Annotated in this window: 12 protein-coding genes and 1 pseudogene; 7 read left to right on the top strand and 6 right to left on the bottom strand. The window is 61.5% G+C overall.

The genetic code is table 11. The features are described from left to right. Positions 1-224: 224 nt before the first annotated feature. Entirely contained in the window at positions 225-1,493 is a 1,269-nt protein-coding gene (locus AB4061_RS16615) for an alginate lyase family protein (protein ID WP_441635617.1), read from the top strand. 187 nt (positions 1,494-1,680) lie between these two features. On the opposite strand, the gene AB4061_RS16610 is transcribed toward AB4061_RS16615, so the two are convergent. From AB4061_RS16610 to AB4061_RS16600, 3 genes are all read right to left on the bottom strand, one after another. Then, positions 1,681-2,124, bottom strand: coding sequence for a GNAT family N-acetyltransferase (locus AB4061_RS16610; protein ID WP_441635615.1), 444 nt, complete (start codon positions 2,122-2,124; stop codon positions 1,681-1,683). 515 nt (positions 2,125-2,639) lie between these two features. Beyond that, positions 2,640-3,071: a GNAT family N-acetyltransferase gene (locus tag AB4061_RS16605; RefSeq protein ID WP_441635613.1), complete on the bottom strand. Its 432-nt coding sequence runs from the start codon at positions 3,069-3,071 to the stop codon at positions 2,640-2,642. Positions 3,072-3,161: 90 nt separating this feature from the next. Beyond that, positions 3,162-3,479 carry a hypothetical protein gene (locus AB4061_RS16600; RefSeq protein WP_441635611.1) on the bottom strand — a complete coding sequence of 106 codons (318 nt, stop codon included), beginning with the start codon at positions 3,477-3,479 and terminating at the stop codon, positions 3,162-3,164. 363 nt (positions 3,480-3,842) lie between these two features. Between AB4061_RS16600 and AB4061_RS16595 the strand changes: the two genes are divergently transcribed. The 6 genes and pseudogenes from AB4061_RS16595 (at position 3,843) to AB4061_RS16570 (ending at position 11,834) form a co-directional block, all read left to right on the top strand. Beyond that, positions 3,843-4,253, top strand: coding sequence for a hypothetical protein (locus AB4061_RS16595; RefSeq protein ID WP_441635609.1), 411 nt, complete (start codon positions 3,843-3,845; stop codon positions 4,251-4,253). Between the two features lie 810 nt (positions 4,254-5,063). Continuing rightward, a complete protein-coding gene (locus tag AB4061_RS16590) occupies positions 5,064-5,405 on the top strand; it encodes a hypothetical protein (RefSeq protein ID WP_441635607.1) in 342 nt (113 codons plus the stop codon). Between the two features lie 316 nt (positions 5,406-5,721). Further along, a pseudogene (locus AB4061_RS16585) lies at positions 5,722-5,835 on the top strand (H-NS family nucleoid-associated regulatory protein); the annotation flags it as partial. A 477-nt stretch (positions 5,836-6,312) separates the two neighbouring features. Then, complete coding sequence (locus AB4061_RS16580) at positions 6,313-9,711, top strand: bifunctional diguanylate cyclase/phosphodiesterase (protein ID WP_441635605.1); 3,399 nt, start codon at positions 6,313-6,315, stop codon at positions 9,709-9,711. Between the two features lie 50 nt (positions 9,712-9,761). Further along, a complete protein-coding gene (locus tag AB4061_RS16575; RefSeq protein WP_441635603.1) occupies positions 9,762-10,340 on the top strand; it encodes a glycine-rich domain-containing protein in 579 nt (192 codons plus the stop codon). Positions 10,341-10,433: 93 nt separating this feature from the next. Continuing rightward, a complete protein-coding gene (locus AB4061_RS16570; protein WP_441635601.1) occupies positions 10,434-11,834 on the top strand; it encodes a hypothetical protein in 1,401 nt (466 codons plus the stop codon). A 68-nt stretch (positions 11,835-11,902) separates the two neighbouring features. On the opposite strand, the gene AB4061_RS16565 is transcribed toward AB4061_RS16570, so the two are convergent. The 3 genes from AB4061_RS16565 to pgaC form a co-directional block, all read right to left on the bottom strand. Further along, positions 11,903-13,141, bottom strand: a complete 1,239-nt coding sequence (locus AB4061_RS16565; RefSeq protein WP_441635599.1) for a hypothetical protein — start codon at positions 13,139-13,141, stop codon at positions 11,903-11,905. Positions 13,142-13,247: 106 nt separating this feature from the next. Then, positions 13,248-13,691 (bottom strand): hypothetical protein, encoded by a 444-nt coding sequence (locus AB4061_RS16560; RefSeq protein ID WP_441635597.1) that lies wholly within the window; start codon positions 13,689-13,691, stop codon positions 13,248-13,250. Between the two features lie 13 nt (positions 13,692-13,704). Next, positions 13,705-15,027, bottom strand: a complete 1,323-nt coding sequence (gene pgaC / locus AB4061_RS16555; RefSeq protein WP_441635696.1) for a poly-beta-1,6-N-acetyl-D-glucosamine synthase — start codon at positions 15,025-15,027, stop codon at positions 13,705-13,707. Between the last annotated feature and the right edge of the window lie 18 nt (positions 15,028-15,045).

Here is a 15,045-nt window from a genome sequence, read left to right as displayed (position 1 = left end):
TAAGCGACGCCTGTTAGATCGGTATGCGCAGAATCGGAATGATTCTTCACGGGATGACGGACGATTCTTTACGGCATGCTTACTGTCAACCGTAGCGTCGCGAGGACCGTTCATACGTTGCAAAGCGGCTTTCTCCCGGCGGCCCGTTCATCGTACGCCGGTTCCTGTTCGAATCCATACTGGTTCTTTCTCAGCAAGACCGGCGCAACCATTATCGGAGCCATATGGCATTTCGTCTGTCCTTGCGAGCAGCAGCCACGATTCCCGTTCTTTGCATCGTGATGCTTGGCGGGTGCATCGCCGCGACGCAGCACCATACCGACGTGACCGGTTCATATCAGTCACACACCGGCGCGCAACCGAAGCCTGCGCCCGGCGCCCGCATGGCCGGCGCACCTTTTGTTCACCCCGGCCTCCTGCATACGGAGAGCGATTTCACGCGCATGCGCGAGAACGTCGGCGCGCGGCGGCAGCCGTGGTTCGACGGCTGGCAACGCCTGGTTGCCAACCGGCATGCGTCGCTCGACTGGAAGCCGAATCCGCAGCCGGCCATCTATCGCGGACGTAACCCCGACCACGCAGAGAATTACGCCACGCTCTTCAACGATGCCGCTGCGGCCTACGCGCTTGCACTTCGGTGGAAGATCACCGGCGACGACACCTACGCGCAACACGCCATAGAAGTCCTGAATGCGTGGTCGCGCACGCTGACGATGATCGGTGGCAGTTCCGACAAGTTCCTGGCTTCCGGTATTTACGGCTACCAACTGGCGAACGCCGGCGAAATCCTGCGCACGTCCCCACTGTGGCGTGCCGACGATTTCCGGCGCTTCCAGTCGATGATGCTAGGCGTGTTCTATCCCATGAACCACGACTTCCTGGCGCGGCACAACGGCGCAAAGATCGACCACTACTGGGCCAACTGGGATCTCGCAAACATGGCATCCATGCTGGCAATCGGGGTCCTGACCGACCGTCACGACATCTATGCCGAAGCGGTCGACTATTTCAGGCATGGCGCCGGCAACGGTTCAATCGAACACGTGGTGTGGAAGCTGTATCCGGATGGGCTGGGTCAGGTGCAGGAAAGCGGGCGCGACCAGGGGCATACCATGCTCGATATCGCGCTGCTCGGGGCGTTCTGCCAGATGGCCTGGAGCCAGGGGGACGATCTTTACGGATATGACGACAACCGGTTCCTGCGCGGAGCGGAATACGCCGCCCGATACAACCTCGGGAAGGACGTGCCTTACACGCAATACACGAACAGCGACGTCACGCAGCCCGTCATCTCGCCGAATTCGCGCGGCGACGGGCGTCCGATCTGGGCACTCGTCTACAACCACTACGTTGTGCTCAAAGGGCTCTCCGCGCCGGACGTCGAGGCTTTTGCCCGCAAGGTCGCGCCGGAAGGCGGCGGTGGCGACTACGGTCCCAACAGCGGCGGCTTCGATCAACTGGGATATGGGACGTTGACATATACGCTTAAATGACGGCCAGCGTCTCAGGCAGATTATCCGGTACGGTGTGGCTGGCGTAACAGGAGGCGTGATTTGTGATCAGCGGTGACCGGCTGGCATCTTCCAGGGACGCAGCGCGTCGTAGTCGTCGGCGGTCTTCGCCCGTGGGCCGCCGTGCCAGTCAGGTGACTGCGTCGCCCGCGCTAGAACAGCGCCAGCACTAGTGGAACTCGCATCGCATGCAGAGTGCAGCCGTTTGCACGGCCCGCTGAAATGCACTTGAAGCCGTGACTTCCGGTGGTGCCTCTTCGGCAGGGATAAGGGAGAACCCCCAGCGCGCGAAATAGGCTGGGGCTACAGCAGAGAGGAGATAAGCGTCTCGCGCCTCGGTGCCGCGAGCTTTTATCAAGAGCGCCTCAACCAATCGGCTAGCGATGCCCCTCTCGCGGTATTCAGGCTCAACTGCTACCGAGCGGATTAGGATGGACTCTCCATGGCGCTCTGCCGCTGCGCAGCCAACGATGTGGCCATCACACAGGGCAACGTGGAAGGCTTCGATAATTTCGACAACATCCGTTGCAGGTAGCCTGCAGCGCTCAAGCAAAGCAACGATTTCCTGCAAGTCTAAGTGAGAGGCCGAACGTAGGTGAATCTCGGTCATCATGATGAAGTGACTCCAACTTGCGTTTCCTTAGGCTAAGAGAAGCCTGCGGCACGCTCTAGTAATACTGAAGGCATATGTTTGCCTTCTTCTTCACTTGGCAGCGCGATGGCCATGCGGCATCGTCGGCCGTCATGGAGGTGAGCCTATCACCGAACACGCGATCAGCTTGTAATCGATTGTGAGATTGCAGCCAGGGGCCGCAGGAAACAATGAAGTCACTCCGCAGTGCGGGGAAACGGAGACCCGCTACTGAGATGTAGGTGCGCCTTCCGAGCATCCAGAAATCCAGGGTATGTACGAGTTCATACCGCCATCGCCCGGCGTGATGCTGGCGGCAGCGTATCTGCGGTCGGTTTGGTAACAGGTGCGCGCGAACCCATGTACACGAACGGGTAAAGCGGAGCGGGGCCGCCCCATTCGCCCGCACTCTGACCTAGTGATGCGTACCGGCGCCCCACACTCTCCTACGCAGGCGCGTGCACGGAGAAAACTGGCGATGCATGTGGAAGCAGACGCTAGAGTGTGACCCTCATGACTGCCGCAGTGTTGGCACTGGTATTGGAGAATTCATGAGAAGCCAGCAATTCCAGGGGTATGGCCACACGGTCGACTGGCGTGAAGCCAAGTCGAGAGAAATAGCCCGCGGCAGTTTCAGTTCTGACCACCAGGGATTCGATACCGCGCAAACGCAAATCGGCCACCAGTGCGGAAACCAGAAGAGCGGCCAGACCTGCACGTCTTGCCCGTTCCGCCACGGCGACCCCTTGTAACAGGCCAACCTTGCCGCCAAGTTCTTCGATACCGGCGCACCCAAGAAGGCCAGTCCGGTCTCGGCTGACATGAAATTGCACCGCTTCGCTATATATTCCGCCAACGGACAGCGAGCACGACCGAAGCAATGCTTCCACATCACGAAGGTCTGCCTTGGTCGCACGGCGCGGCCTCATAGCGTTACCTGTCAATCCAATGCGTGATGACGAGCGCCTTGGCGTTCCGGCTGTTACTCACCAGCATAGCGCTCACTCATATTCGTCATCTTAGTCATCGTAGTCGTCATGCCAGCGTCGCCATTCGCGTCGACGCTCGCGCCATTCGCGTTCGCGCCAGCGCTGCTCCCGCCAGGCACGCTCCCGCCACGCACGGGCCCGCCAGTCGTCGTAGTAGTAGCCCGGGGCAACTACCACGGGCGGAGGCTCGATAACCACCGGCGCTGGCTCGTAGTAGATAGGGGGCGGGGTGATAACCGCTGGCGATGGGATACCGATGCCGATACCTACGTCCACTCGCGCTTGAGCAACGTTCGAGGCAAGTCCGGTCATCCCGGCCAGTATCAAAAGTGCTGCGACCCTTCGCATGGTTTACTCCGTTTCCTCTTACAGAGACTCTAGGCCGGCTTGGCTCAATGATGTATTAGCGGACTCGCAAAGCGGTGACTTTCTGTAACGCGATGTGGAGGCGCCTGGTGTCCACCCGGATTGGACGGTCTACGACACAGCCGCGCATCTTCCGCGTGGGACCGGGGTCGGAGTACACCAGATAGTCCAAGAACCAATCTGAGGGTGGAGACGCATCCGTCCACGCGCGCAACTTCAGCTCACCTGTTTCAGAACTTACGGATTGTCACGAGTTCTGAGTCAACTCAGCTCGGGACAGTACCGTTTTTACCGGTAAGCACGGCGCCTTGCCGAGTTGCTAAAAATTGTTCAGGAGTTCACGTCATGAAGAAGCTGTTCGCTGCTCTCGCCTCTGTAGCCCTCGTCGGTACTGTTTTCGCTCAGACTGGTGTTCCAGCTTCCGCGACTCAGCCGCAAGCAGGGGCGATGAAAAACCAGGTAAAGGTCGTCAAGGAAAAGAGAGCCACGCAGGCAAAAGCCGAAAAGGACAAGAAGGATGTCAGCGCGCAGGGCAACGTTGCAAAGGCTCAAGCCAGCACTGGCAAGGAAAAGGCTGACGTAAAAGTTGACGCCAATAAGTCCGTCGCCAAGGGCACCCACCACAAGGCGAGCAAGATGGGGGCCGCCAGTACCGAGGCCAGTAAGGCGAAGGCGGATGCTGCGAAACCGGAGGCTCAGGCCGACGCCGCGAAGGCTGCAGCCAGCGCCAGTGTAGACAAGACGAAGAAGCAGTAAGCTGCTCCCATCGAGCGGAGGGGGGTACGTTGCCATGGCGTTGGCCATCGCGACGAAGCTCGAGTGCAGGAGCCTTTTGGAGAGTGCCAGTCAGCTGGAAGGCCAGCCTGGCCTCTCCGCGCTTGTTCAATATGAGGGAAGTGCCATGAGAGCCTTTCTCGCATTGCTGATCGCCGCATCCACGCTGCTCGGCGGTTGTGTCGTGGTGCCATACGATGGCGGGTACCATGGTGGATACTATGGTCCATATGGATATTGGGGCCACAGGCACCACGGACACCATGGAGAAAACGACTAACGCGGAATTTGACGCCGTCGTTACATCCGAAACGCCAGCCATTCAGCCTAGACATCTGCTCGAAGACGACCGGGTGCCGCCAGCTCAGGGGCGGGGGCACGCCGAGCTTTCGCCGTGCCCCCGAGAAATCCATGGCAACCGTCCCAATCCCATGGCTCGCTAGGTTCTGACGGAGCACAAGCCAGCTTGACCTTTCACTTGTGCCTGCTCCTCCATGGAGCACGAGGCGGCTGGCGCGGCCCTCCACCTCAAGCCGGTCGGCGGCCAAAACTTCGGCACCAGTGTCAATTGCGACCTCATGCCCATCACCAGCTAGGTCTGGAAGATTCTCTTTCGCCGGCGCACGCGAGGCTATGGCGTTTGCCAGATACCTCGGCCAGCTTGACAGCCACCCACGCGCTATACCGATTGCAGATCACTTGCGACACTGCGGTTACAAATCCTTACGGAAATCGCGTAAAGATGACTGCCGCGAACCAGTACAGTTACGCTCGCCCAGAGTTGAGGAAGAAATGAAGCAGCTTGTATTGATTACGGCGTTCGGTGGCGCACTTCTCGCAATTGCCCCCGCTGCCCACGCGCGTGTAAATGTCGACATTGGCATCGGAATTCCCGGTGTCGTCTATGCCGAACCGGCGCCGGTCTATGTCGCGCCCCAGCCGGTGTATGTAGAGCCCCAACCGGTTTATGTAGCGCCCCGGCCCGTGTATGTTCCTCGCCCAGTTGTTGTCGCTCCTGCGCCCGTCTATGCGCCCTACTGGCGTGGGCGCGATGATGATGATGACGACCAGGGCGAGCGGCGGTGGCGCAGGCGTGGCCACCACGGACACGGGCGACACGGGGACGACGACTGACGGGGACCTGGTGAATCCAATAGGATAGGAGCGCCCCTCGGCGCGCGTTGTGCGAGCACAGGCGACGGTTCGGGTCAGGCCCATCGACCGGAAGTCCCGAATCATCTCCTCACCTTCGGGCACTGCCGTGAGGCTCGGCGCTTCTTCGGCAAGGTCTGTTGGACGCAACAAATCCTTTTCCGGAGCAGCGGCACTAGTGGCACGCCATCGTGCCTTGCGTCGATTTTGCGGCTAACGATGCTAGGGCGTACCTCGCCCCCAGGACCGGGAATCATGTCCGTGAATGTGATGTGCTTTACGGCCAGAACCCAAGTCATCCCTGCCGCCAAAGTATCAAGACCCGAAAACCGGTGCCACTTGGACGGGCCGCGGTCGAGCACCGGCCTGGCTTGGCAAGAATCGCGACAAATTTCTGATTGCAGAAGCGTGAGCGCAGGACGGAGCTATCCGCCGCTACTTGGCGCGCACGTGCCGCATTGACCGAGAAGCCGCTCAATCACCGGGTTGGCACCCGGGTGAAGCAGTGGGTCTTCCACATCGAGAGTGTCAACGCCTATGACTCCCAGCTAAAGGCTTGGATGGCACGTGTCAGAGGCCTGGCTGCCAAGAACCTGTCCTATTATCTTGGCTGGCGCCGCCCGTTGCCCATGCCGAGCGACGATAGCCTTTGCGCCCCCTCATGCTTGACTAAGCACATAGGGCGCAGCCCCCACTTAAGTGGGGTATCCGCAATCGCATTCGGCCTTGCCCCCGCTCCAATTTGGGATAACTTTGTAGACACAGGTAAAAGAACGCTGCGCGAGTCCGCGCGCCCCGGTGGCGGCGGCCCGGCAGCAGCCGGCTGACACCATCGCCGCTTGATCGCTTAGGTCTGCAGTCCACACGTCACGTTCCTGGGGGATATCGTGTGCGCAAGCTACTGACGCAATTGCTGCGTCCGATCGGACGCGTCAGTACGACCGTCATCACACTCGGCGCGCTGCTGCTCGGCCTGCTTAGCACGATCGTCGTGCATTCGCTTTACACAGAGCTGCTGGAGAGGGATGCGCGCCTGCGATTCAAGAGCGATACCGACGATATCGTCCAGCAGATCGATACGCGTATCCGGCTCTACACCGACGTCCTGGTAACCATGCAGGCGCTCTTCGGCGCTAGTGACGATATATCGCGCGAGGAATTCCGGGACTTCGTCAATGGCCTCAACCTGGAACAACGCTATCCCGGGTTCCAGACGCTCAACTACGCGCCCTATGTGCCGGCCTCCGAGCTGGCCAGCTTTGTCGCCAGCCAGCGCAAGGACCCAGTGCTGCGCGAGGCCGGCGTGGCGTTCTCTGTCCACCCTGCAGGGAAGCGGCCAGCCTATTTCGTGTTGACTTATGTCGAGCCGTTCCATAACAACCTGCCGTCGATCGGCATCGACATGGGGGCTGATCCGGGGCGCCTGGCCGCTCTCGAAAGAGCCCGTGACAGCGGGCAGGCAGTGAGCAGCGGGCGCCTGATCTTCAGCGAAGCCAAAGGTCCTCACGTCGGCATTGCCTTGCGCCTTCCGGTCTACAGAAAAGGCCAGCCGCTCGATTCACTGGAGCAGCGCCGCCGTGCCTATATCGGCTCCGTTGGTGCTGGTATACGAATCAGCGGGCTGCTTGGGGAGATCGCCGGCAACGAGCGCATGTATGGGACCCGTTTCGAACTGTACGACGCCGGGAAACTCGATGGCGAACCGGTACCGCCGTCCCCGGCGACTCTGCTGTACGACAGCGCCGGCGGCATGACGGCAACCGGCCCCGCCGTTGCCAAGGCGGCTAGCCAGGCCAGCGCCGCACGGCTTGCGGCCAGCGACGAGCCCTCCGCGCGCCAGCGGGCAAGCGTATCGGACGATCGTTCCTTCCAGCGCAAGGAGATGACACAGCCGTTTGGAGGGCRGCGCTGGCTCATTGTTTTCTCCGCCGACGCCCAGGCCATGGCGGGCCCGCAACGCTACCTGAAGCGTGTGGTGCTTGGGGCCGGGCTGATCATCACCGCACTGCTGGCCGGGCTGGCCTACGCGCTATCCAGTTCCCGGTCGCGAGCCCTGGCGGTGGCCGATGGCATGACGCACAGCCTGCGCGAGAGTCAAGAGGGGCTTGCCCAGGCGCAGCGGATCGCGCACCTGGGGGATTGGCGTCTCGACCTCGGGCGCAACGCAGCCTATTTTTCCCGCGAGATGGCCCGGCTGCTGGGTGTGCGGGCGCTGGATCCCACCCCCGACATGCTGCTAGGCGCTGCCGATCCTCGCTTTCGCGGCGTGTTGCGGCAGAGGATGCAAACCGCCTTGCGGGAGCGCGTGGCCTTCGAGCTCGAGTGCCCCTACCGCTCGTCACGTGGACGCATGGGTTGGCTTCACCTGATCGGCCATGCGCATGGACCAATGGGCACCGCCGTCCTGCGCGGTACCGCGCAGGACATCACCCAGCGAAAGCTCATCGAGCAGGCTCGCGCACAGGAGCATCTGGTTGCCTTGCATCTCGCCACCGTGTCTAGCGAAGCCGAAGTCCTGGAAAAAATCATCGGTACATTGGTTGCGGGAATGGAATGGGAGGCCGGTGCATTCTGGCCTTCGGAAGCAGGACGTGGCTTGGCGCTTGCGCCGGTTTGCCGGGCCAGAGCGCAAGAACTGGAACCTTGGCTGGCACGGCGGCCGGCCGACCCACAGGCAGATCAGGCAGATCAGGCAGACGTGCTGACGGAACCGCATTGGTATGCGGGCGGCGGTGCCATCGCGCGTTTGCCTCAGCATCGCTGGCTGGCCGACGCGAGCGTGCGAACCGTATTCGCTTTCCCGCTGCGCAAGGGCACGAGCACGATCGGACTGGTGGAGATGTATTCGCGCACCAGGCGTCCACGCGATCCACATGCGCTTGCCATGGCTAGCGCGATAGCTAGTCACACTGGCCACTTCCTGTTGCGTCGCCAGGCCGAGGAGACCCTGCGCTTCTTTGCCAATCACGATGCGCTCACTGGTCTGCCCAACAGGTTGATGTTCAAGAATCATCTCGAGAACAGCCTCGCTCGTTCCCGCTCCCGTCAACATCGTCTCGATATCCTCTTTGTTGACCTGGACCAGTTCAAGAGGGTCAACGACACAATGGGCCACAACGCGGGCGACGTCTTGCTGCGCGCCGTGGCAGATCGCTTTAGCGCGACGCTTGGCGAAGCCAACCTGATTGCCCGGCTCGGTGGCGACGAGTTTGTCGTACTGGTCGAGCCGGTCGACGACTTTTCCCTTTTGCACCGCATCATCAAGCGTATCCAGGCCGCGCTCGCATCCGGCTTTGTCGTCAATGGCAAGGAGCTGCAGGTGACGGCAAGCATCGGCGTCAGCTCCTTTCCTGAAGATGGCAATGACGCGCAGACGCTGCTCAAGCATGCCGATCTCGCCATGTATGCCGCCAAGCAACTCGGCAAGAACGGCTTCCAATACTATGTGCGCGAGATGAGCGTGACCTTGCAGAATCGCATCGACATGGAATCGCATCTGCGCAGCGCACTGGAACACAACGAGTTCGTGCTGCACTACCAGCCGCGCATCTCGCTGGACACCAATGCCTGTACCGGCGTCGAAGCGCTGATCCGATGGCACCATCCGAAGCTCGGCATGGTGATGCCCGCGGACTTCATTCCGGTTGCGGAGGAATGCGGGGCCATCGTGCAGATTGGCGCGTGGGTACTGCGTGAGGCCTGCCGCCAGAATGCGCAATGGCTTGCCGACGGCAATGCCCCGATACGCGTCTCGGTCAACCTTTCCGCCAGGCAATTCGCCGACAAGGACCTGAGGCAGGTCGTGCTCGATGCGCTGAAGCAAGCCGGCTTGCCAGGGTATCTGCTCGAACTCGAACTCACCGAAAGCATGGTCATGCGCGATGCCGAGCAAGCGGCGCGCTGGCTGTCGCGCCTGAAGCGAACCGGGGTACGGCTGGCCATTGACGATTTCGGCACCGGCTACTCCTCGCTCGCCTACCTGAGCCGCTTCCCGATCGACACCGTGAAGATCGACCGCTCGTTCATACGGTATCTGCCCGATAGCAGGAGCGATGCGCAAATCACGAGCGCAATCATCGGGCTAGGACATCAGATGGCGCTGGAGGTGGTGGCCGAAGGCGTCGAGAACGAGGATCAACTGGGCTTTCTTCGCCGCGAGGGCTGTGACGAAGTCCAGGGCTACTACTTTAGCCGCCCTATGCCGGCCGAGGACGTCACCGCGTTTCTCGCCGGCCATACCGTGCACGGTCTGCTGCCTGAACAGGGACCGCAGCCGATGCGCGCCTGATTCTGAATTCCGGCGCGCGCCCCAGCGTCAACAACAGGAGGGAACACATCATGACAGCGCAGAAACAGTCGATTGAACGGTCATGGCAAGCCATCGATGCGCTCGATTTCTCGAGGATCAAAGCCAAGCTGCTACATGGCAAGTCCACCCATTGGAGTCCCGAAGGCCTGGCCGATGCCGAGGCCGGCTACCGCAGGTTTCTCAAGCTCGCGGTAAAGTACCCCGACACTCCAGTGGTGCCCAGCGAACAGGTAGACGCGTTCTGGCACGCCCATATTGTCGATACCAGGCGCTATGCAAGCGACTGTGAGCACATCTTTGGCCATGTCCTGCATCATGACCCCTACGTTGGTATCGATGGCCCACAGGATGAAGCCCGCCTGCGCGCGCTGGCCGAGGCAAGTGCCCGACTTGGCGCGCGCGAGTTCGGGTTGAGACCGGCGACGGCGGCCTATTGTGCGGTCACAAGCGAGGCGAAGCCCGCGCTGGGAGCCGAGCCGGCAGACGCCAAGGCTGCGTACTGCGCAATCACCAATGGGACGCAAGCGGCGTACTGCGCGATCACCTCCGGAGTCGTTTCGTCCAGCGGTCGGGACGCGCCTTCTCCTGCGGGGCTGCCGCGTCACTGATGCGTTGCGAAGGGCCGCACCAACTGGCCGTAGGCGCATTCACGGCACCCCGACCACGTCCGGGAGGGGTGCCATTCTGTCGGAGACGATGCGATGATGGATTCATTGCTGTTCAGCAAGCCGTTCACCTTCCTGGCCTGCCCGCCGATTGCAGAGCTCAAAGAAGCCATCGATGCGCTTAACACGTTGCCGGGACACTCGCGCTGGCTCAAGGAGGAAAACGCCATCCGCCGCGATCATGTTCCGGCCTTCGTCGAGCAGAGCCGCCAGGCCCTGGAGGCGCTTGTACCGGGCCGGTCCTTCATGGTCGATAGCCTTGCCGATCGGATTCGGCATACACCACGGGTGCTGCAGGAGTTGCGCGATTACGGTCCGGAGGTGGCAGCCGCCGCTCACTCCTATTTCTACTGGCGCTATTCAGCCGACGTGCTCGGACGGGCGCAGGGCATTCCGCGCAGTGCGCTGGAACGTCAATTCGGCAGGGTGGCGGCACGCGATGGCTCTCACAAGATCATATGGGGCTGCCCGTGTTGCGATCATCCAGCGCGATACCAGGTCGATGGGCTACTTGCCAATCAGCGCCCGGCGCGCCAGGGCGGCTTTGCGCTTGAGTGCGATCACTGCGGGCATCAGGAGCGCGTGTATGCCGGATTCCTGCACTACGGGCGTCTCCAGTGCCAATGCGCTGCGTGCAAGAGCTATGTTGGCGTTCTTGCCTATGACATGGCCAGGGCTGCGCGAAAACTTGCCGAAAATATCGAGAAATACGCCTGGAGCCAAGCTGCCGAGACCCTTGCCGAGATCCAGGAGTACAAGGACGAGTCCCTGCAGATGCTCCAGCGCCGGGCTAGCCCATCACGCAATGCCGCTTCCTTCGCAGTCGAAGTCGCCTCCGGCAGGTACCAGTCGATGCCCGCGATTCTAACGAGCCTGGACCCTGGCCTGAAAGGTTGCATCGAGAAGAATCCCAGGGCTTGGGCGTTGTTGTGCGAACTGCTGCGCGAAGGCGTGGTTGACAACGAGTACCTCATTTACGAGGAAGCTGACCGCGAGCGCGTGGCACTGCAGCTGTCACTGCTAGAAGAGCCTTCCTCCCAAACGGAAGGCTTGCCACAGAAGAATCTTGAAACTCTGCTGCAAGGCTACCAGCCTGCGTCTCGTGAATCCTTTGCTGCGTGGCTGAAAGCAAGCATGCAGCTAAAGATTTTCACCGGCAAGTTCTGTACCGCGGTGGAGGTTACCTGGAAACCCAACGCGCAGCGCTGCGCGTTCATCGCGAGCAGCCAGGTGGAGCATGCCCGGCCGCTCACGCACGAGACGCCAGCAAGATCAGCCACGTCCTTCGTGCCGCCGTCAAAACACCTGCCTCATACGGACGCGGAAATTGAGGCAGTGACGCTACTCAGGTCGCTGGGGTACATTGTGATGGATCCCGCCGTCATTGAAGCACATGGCTACTCAAAACTGGAAGAAAGCACGCCGCTCAACAAGTAGCCCTGCGTAGCAGGCATCGGTGACCGATTCACCGCCAAGCTGGCCGCATTGCGCGGGCGGATACCTGCCTACCGGCACAGATCCGCGGCCGAGGGCGGCGTGGCCCGGCTCAAATCGAAATCGCTCTCTCGCAAGCCCACCGGCGTAAGCGAGACCCAATGCAGTATGGATGGCGAACGCACCAGCCCAAGGCTGCCTGCATAAGTCCATGGAATTGGCGATGGCTGGCTGCCGCGCAACTCGATGGTGCCGGCGGACAGCTTAAGGTGCAGCAGGCGGCCATCCGCCGCAGGCGCGTACGCCATGTCGCCGACCACGGTGATGCCGGCCTCTCGCACGCTTTCCGGCATGCAGGCCAGCGAGGCGCTCACCCTGCCGGCCTTATCCAGCAGATGCGCGAAGCCCTTGCCCAAGTCGGTGGTGCCGACCAGCAGGAAGCTGTCCAGGGCCGGGACATAGGCCACGCTGTAGGTGTAGTACTTCAGCTGGCCATTCAGTGTTTGCATGCCAGTCAGCACGCCGTCGGCGGGCCGATAGACGGCTGTCTTCAGCCTGGCGTGCGTCTCGCCGGGTACGAACTCCTGCCAGGCAAGCAAGGCCGTCTCCTTCGAGCCTGCAATCAATGGCCACCACTCGCGCTTGTTCGGCGCCACCCCGGTGCTTTGCAGCAGCCGGCCGTTGCCGTCATAGGTCTTGAGGTAGACGCCGTTCCCGGTGCCCAGGTTATCCACGCCGCCACCATCGATCCAGTCGTCCGAGTAAAACACCACGAAAGTATTCCCTACCGCCGTCACGTGGCCAGAGTGTCCACCAGACCAGACGTCGGTCGATTTTGCCGCCTGCGATTGAAGGCCCGTGCCGTACACACGATAGCGCTGGCTGACGCCGTTGGTGGTATTGGAGCCATCCTCAAAGGTCAGCATGATGCGGCCCGCGGCATTCTGCGCGACTGATACCGGCTCCTGCGCTTCCTTCTCGGCGACCAGTAGCCGGGGCTTGCCAAGACTGGCCTGGGCCGGGTTCCAATTGGCGACGTAGATGTCATGCGTCCAGTTGCGATCGCGATCCGGGCCGCGCGGCGGCAGGCCGGAGCTGCTGAAGAAGACGTAGGTGGTCTGCCCAGGCCCGCTTGCCGCGCCAATGCCATGCATAAAGGCGCGCCGATCGATCGCCGGGCGGACCTTGGCGGGCTGCCGGGTGTCAGCGCGGCTATTGTTCCTGCCTTCGTTACGCGCGCCCGCCGGCGCGCACAGCAGCGCACCGGCAAGCACTAGAGCAGCGCCACACATCATGGCGAGCGGACGCATGGTGACTCCACAGTTCCTCGTGACAATGCCAAAACCATTCAATGAGGACCTCGCGCGACAGCGGGCGGACCGCCAGCTGTCGCGCGAGGCCAAATCGCGGAGCTGCTCAGGCCAGTTCTTGCTGTAGCGGTGCAACGTGCGAGATCAGGCCGTCTTCATCGTGAAAAGCCACCAGGCGACGGCCCGTGCCCACCGAGAGCACCACATCCTTGGCCAGGTCGAGCGTCGAGATCGGCGCCACCCGGGCAGGCTGTTTCAGGTTGGACACGCTTGTCCCGAAGCGGCGCGCCAATGTCCACGCCGTGAGCGCCAGGCCTATCCCGAGAATGGTCAATGCATCGGGGATGACCTCCCTAAGCGAGAACTCGGTGCTTCCCGTGGAGGCCACGCACCAGTAGATGTAGAACGCCGCAGCTACCCAGATGCTGGCCACCAGCAGGGGCCGCGCCAGCCGATACCAGAGATATCGTCGGACGGCCTTTCCCGGCGCAAGGTGCTGCAGATACTGCCGCAAGGCCGTGCCGGATGTGTCAATGACAGGTTCTTTCATGTCTCACTCCTCCTCAAGAATGCTCTTCAAGCTGCCCGACAACGGGAGATGCGGGCGCAGGTGACCTTGGCGGCGAGGACGCGGGGGCGTCCTCGCGGATGCCGCGGTCGGGGCTGACCCACCTTGCCCGGGTGCGGCGCTGGAGCAACAGCACGCTGGGCAGGGCGATCACCGATGCGACCATGCTGATGTTCCAGAACGCGATCGGGTACCAGATCGTGTCAAGGAAGTAGCGCAGCAGCTTGGTGTCGTAGCAGCGATCGATGACGCAGCCGACCAGGATCTGCATGCAGCAGGTCATAAAGAGCAAGACGCCTGCCCCGCGCGGCATGCCGGAGAAGCGCCAGGCTTCGGGCAGATCGAACAACGCGGTCGCGGCCGTCATCACCAGGGTGAACAGCATGCAATAGGCCCAGATCACGCTGACCGTGTACTCGAGGAAAATCGGCCACATCATCGGCTTGTTCTTGGTGACGATGGGCGCCGCATACTTCCGCAGCACCTGGATGCCGCCCCGTGCCCAGCGCAGACGTTGCCTGAACAGGCCTTTGAACGTTTCCGGCATCAGGATCCAGCTGAGTGCGTGTGGCTCGAAATGCAGCCGCCATCCATTGACCTGCAGCTTCCAGCTGATATCAATGTCTTCGGTCAGCATGTCGGGGCTCCAGTAGCCCACGCCGCGCAGCGCGCTCTTGCGGAACATGCAGATCACGCCAGACACGGTCAGCAGGCGGCCATACATTTCCTGGGTCCGTTTGATCAGGCCCACGATCGACGAGAACTCGCCGACCTGCATGCGCCCCAACAGCGAGGTCCGGGTGCGGATGCGCGGATTGCCGGTGACTGCACCGACCCCGGCGTCCCGCAGGAAGTGACGCAGCATCCAGCCGATCACCTCGCGGTCGAGCAGCGAGTCGCCGTCGATGCACAGCAGGTACTCGGCATCGGTCAGCATTGCCGCGGTGGTCAGGCCAATGGCCTTGCCCTCGTTGCTGGCCTGGTGGATCACCAGCAATTGCGGATACTGATCGATCAGCGCATTCAGGATATCGCCGGTGGCGTCGCTGCTGCCGTCGTTGACGGCGATGATGTTGTAGTTCGGATAGCGCAATTCCGCCAGGTTCGCGATGACCTCGCGCACATTGGCTTCCTCGTTGAAGCAGGGCACGATCACCGACACCTTCGGGTAATCGAGCAACACATCCGCCCGTGTTTTCTTGCGCTCTTTTCTCTCGATCAGGAAGTAGTGAAGCAGGCCACCCGTCATCCATAAGTAGGACATGAACAGTGGGTAGTAGAAGACAAAATTCGAAAGCAGGCTTGCCATATTCTTCATCATCTTCCCCAACCTTGT

The organism is Cupriavidus sp. YAF13 (assembly GCF_052113425.1).
Taxonomy (GTDB): Bacteria; Pseudomonadota; Gammaproteobacteria; order Burkholderiales; family Burkholderiaceae; genus Cupriavidus.
Note: the sequence above shows the minus strand (reverse complement) of the source record. Positions and strands in the feature narration are given on the sequence as shown.

Excerpts from the sequence above, each read along its gene's own strand:
- AB4061_RS16565 (WP_441635599.1), bottom strand. The coding sequence starts at position 13,141 with ATGCGTCCGCTCGCCATGATGTGTGGCGCTGCTCTAGTGCTTGCCGGT.
- AB4061_RS16590 (WP_441635607.1), top strand. The coding sequence starts at position 5,064 with ATGAAGCAGCTTGTATTGATTACGGCGTTCGGTGGCGCACTTCTCGCA.
- AB4061_RS16575 (WP_441635603.1), top strand. The coding sequence starts at position 9,762 with ATGACAGCGCAGAAACAGTCGATTGAACGGTCATGGCAAGCCATCGAT.
- AB4061_RS16595 (WP_441635609.1), top strand. The coding sequence starts at position 3,843 with ATGAAGAAGCTGTTCGCTGCTCTCGCCTCTGTAGCCCTCGTCGGTACT.
- AB4061_RS16570 (WP_441635601.1), top strand. The coding sequence starts at position 10,434 with ATGATGGATTCATTGCTGTTCAGCAAGCCGTTCACCTTCCTGGCCTGC.
- AB4061_RS16560 (WP_441635597.1), bottom strand. The coding sequence starts at position 13,691 with ATGAAAGAACCTGTCATTGACACATCCGGCACGGCCTTGCGGCAGTAT.
- pgaC (WP_441635696.1), bottom strand. The coding sequence starts at position 15,027 with ATGAAGAATATGGCAAGCCTGCTTTCGAATTTTGTCTTCTACTACCCA.
- AB4061_RS16605 (WP_441635613.1), bottom strand. The coding sequence starts at position 3,071 with ATGAGGCCGCGCCGTGCGACCAAGGCAGACCTTCGTGATGTGGAAGCA.
- AB4061_RS16610 (WP_441635615.1), bottom strand. The coding sequence starts at position 2,124 with ATGATGACCGAGATTCACCTACGTTCGGCCTCTCACTTAGACTTGCAG.
- AB4061_RS16600 (WP_441635611.1), bottom strand. The coding sequence starts at position 3,479 with ATGCGAAGGGTCGCAGCACTTTTGATACTGGCCGGGATGACCGGACTT.
- AB4061_RS16615 (WP_441635617.1), top strand. The coding sequence starts at position 225 with ATGGCATTTCGTCTGTCCTTGCGAGCAGCAGCCACGATTCCCGTTCTT.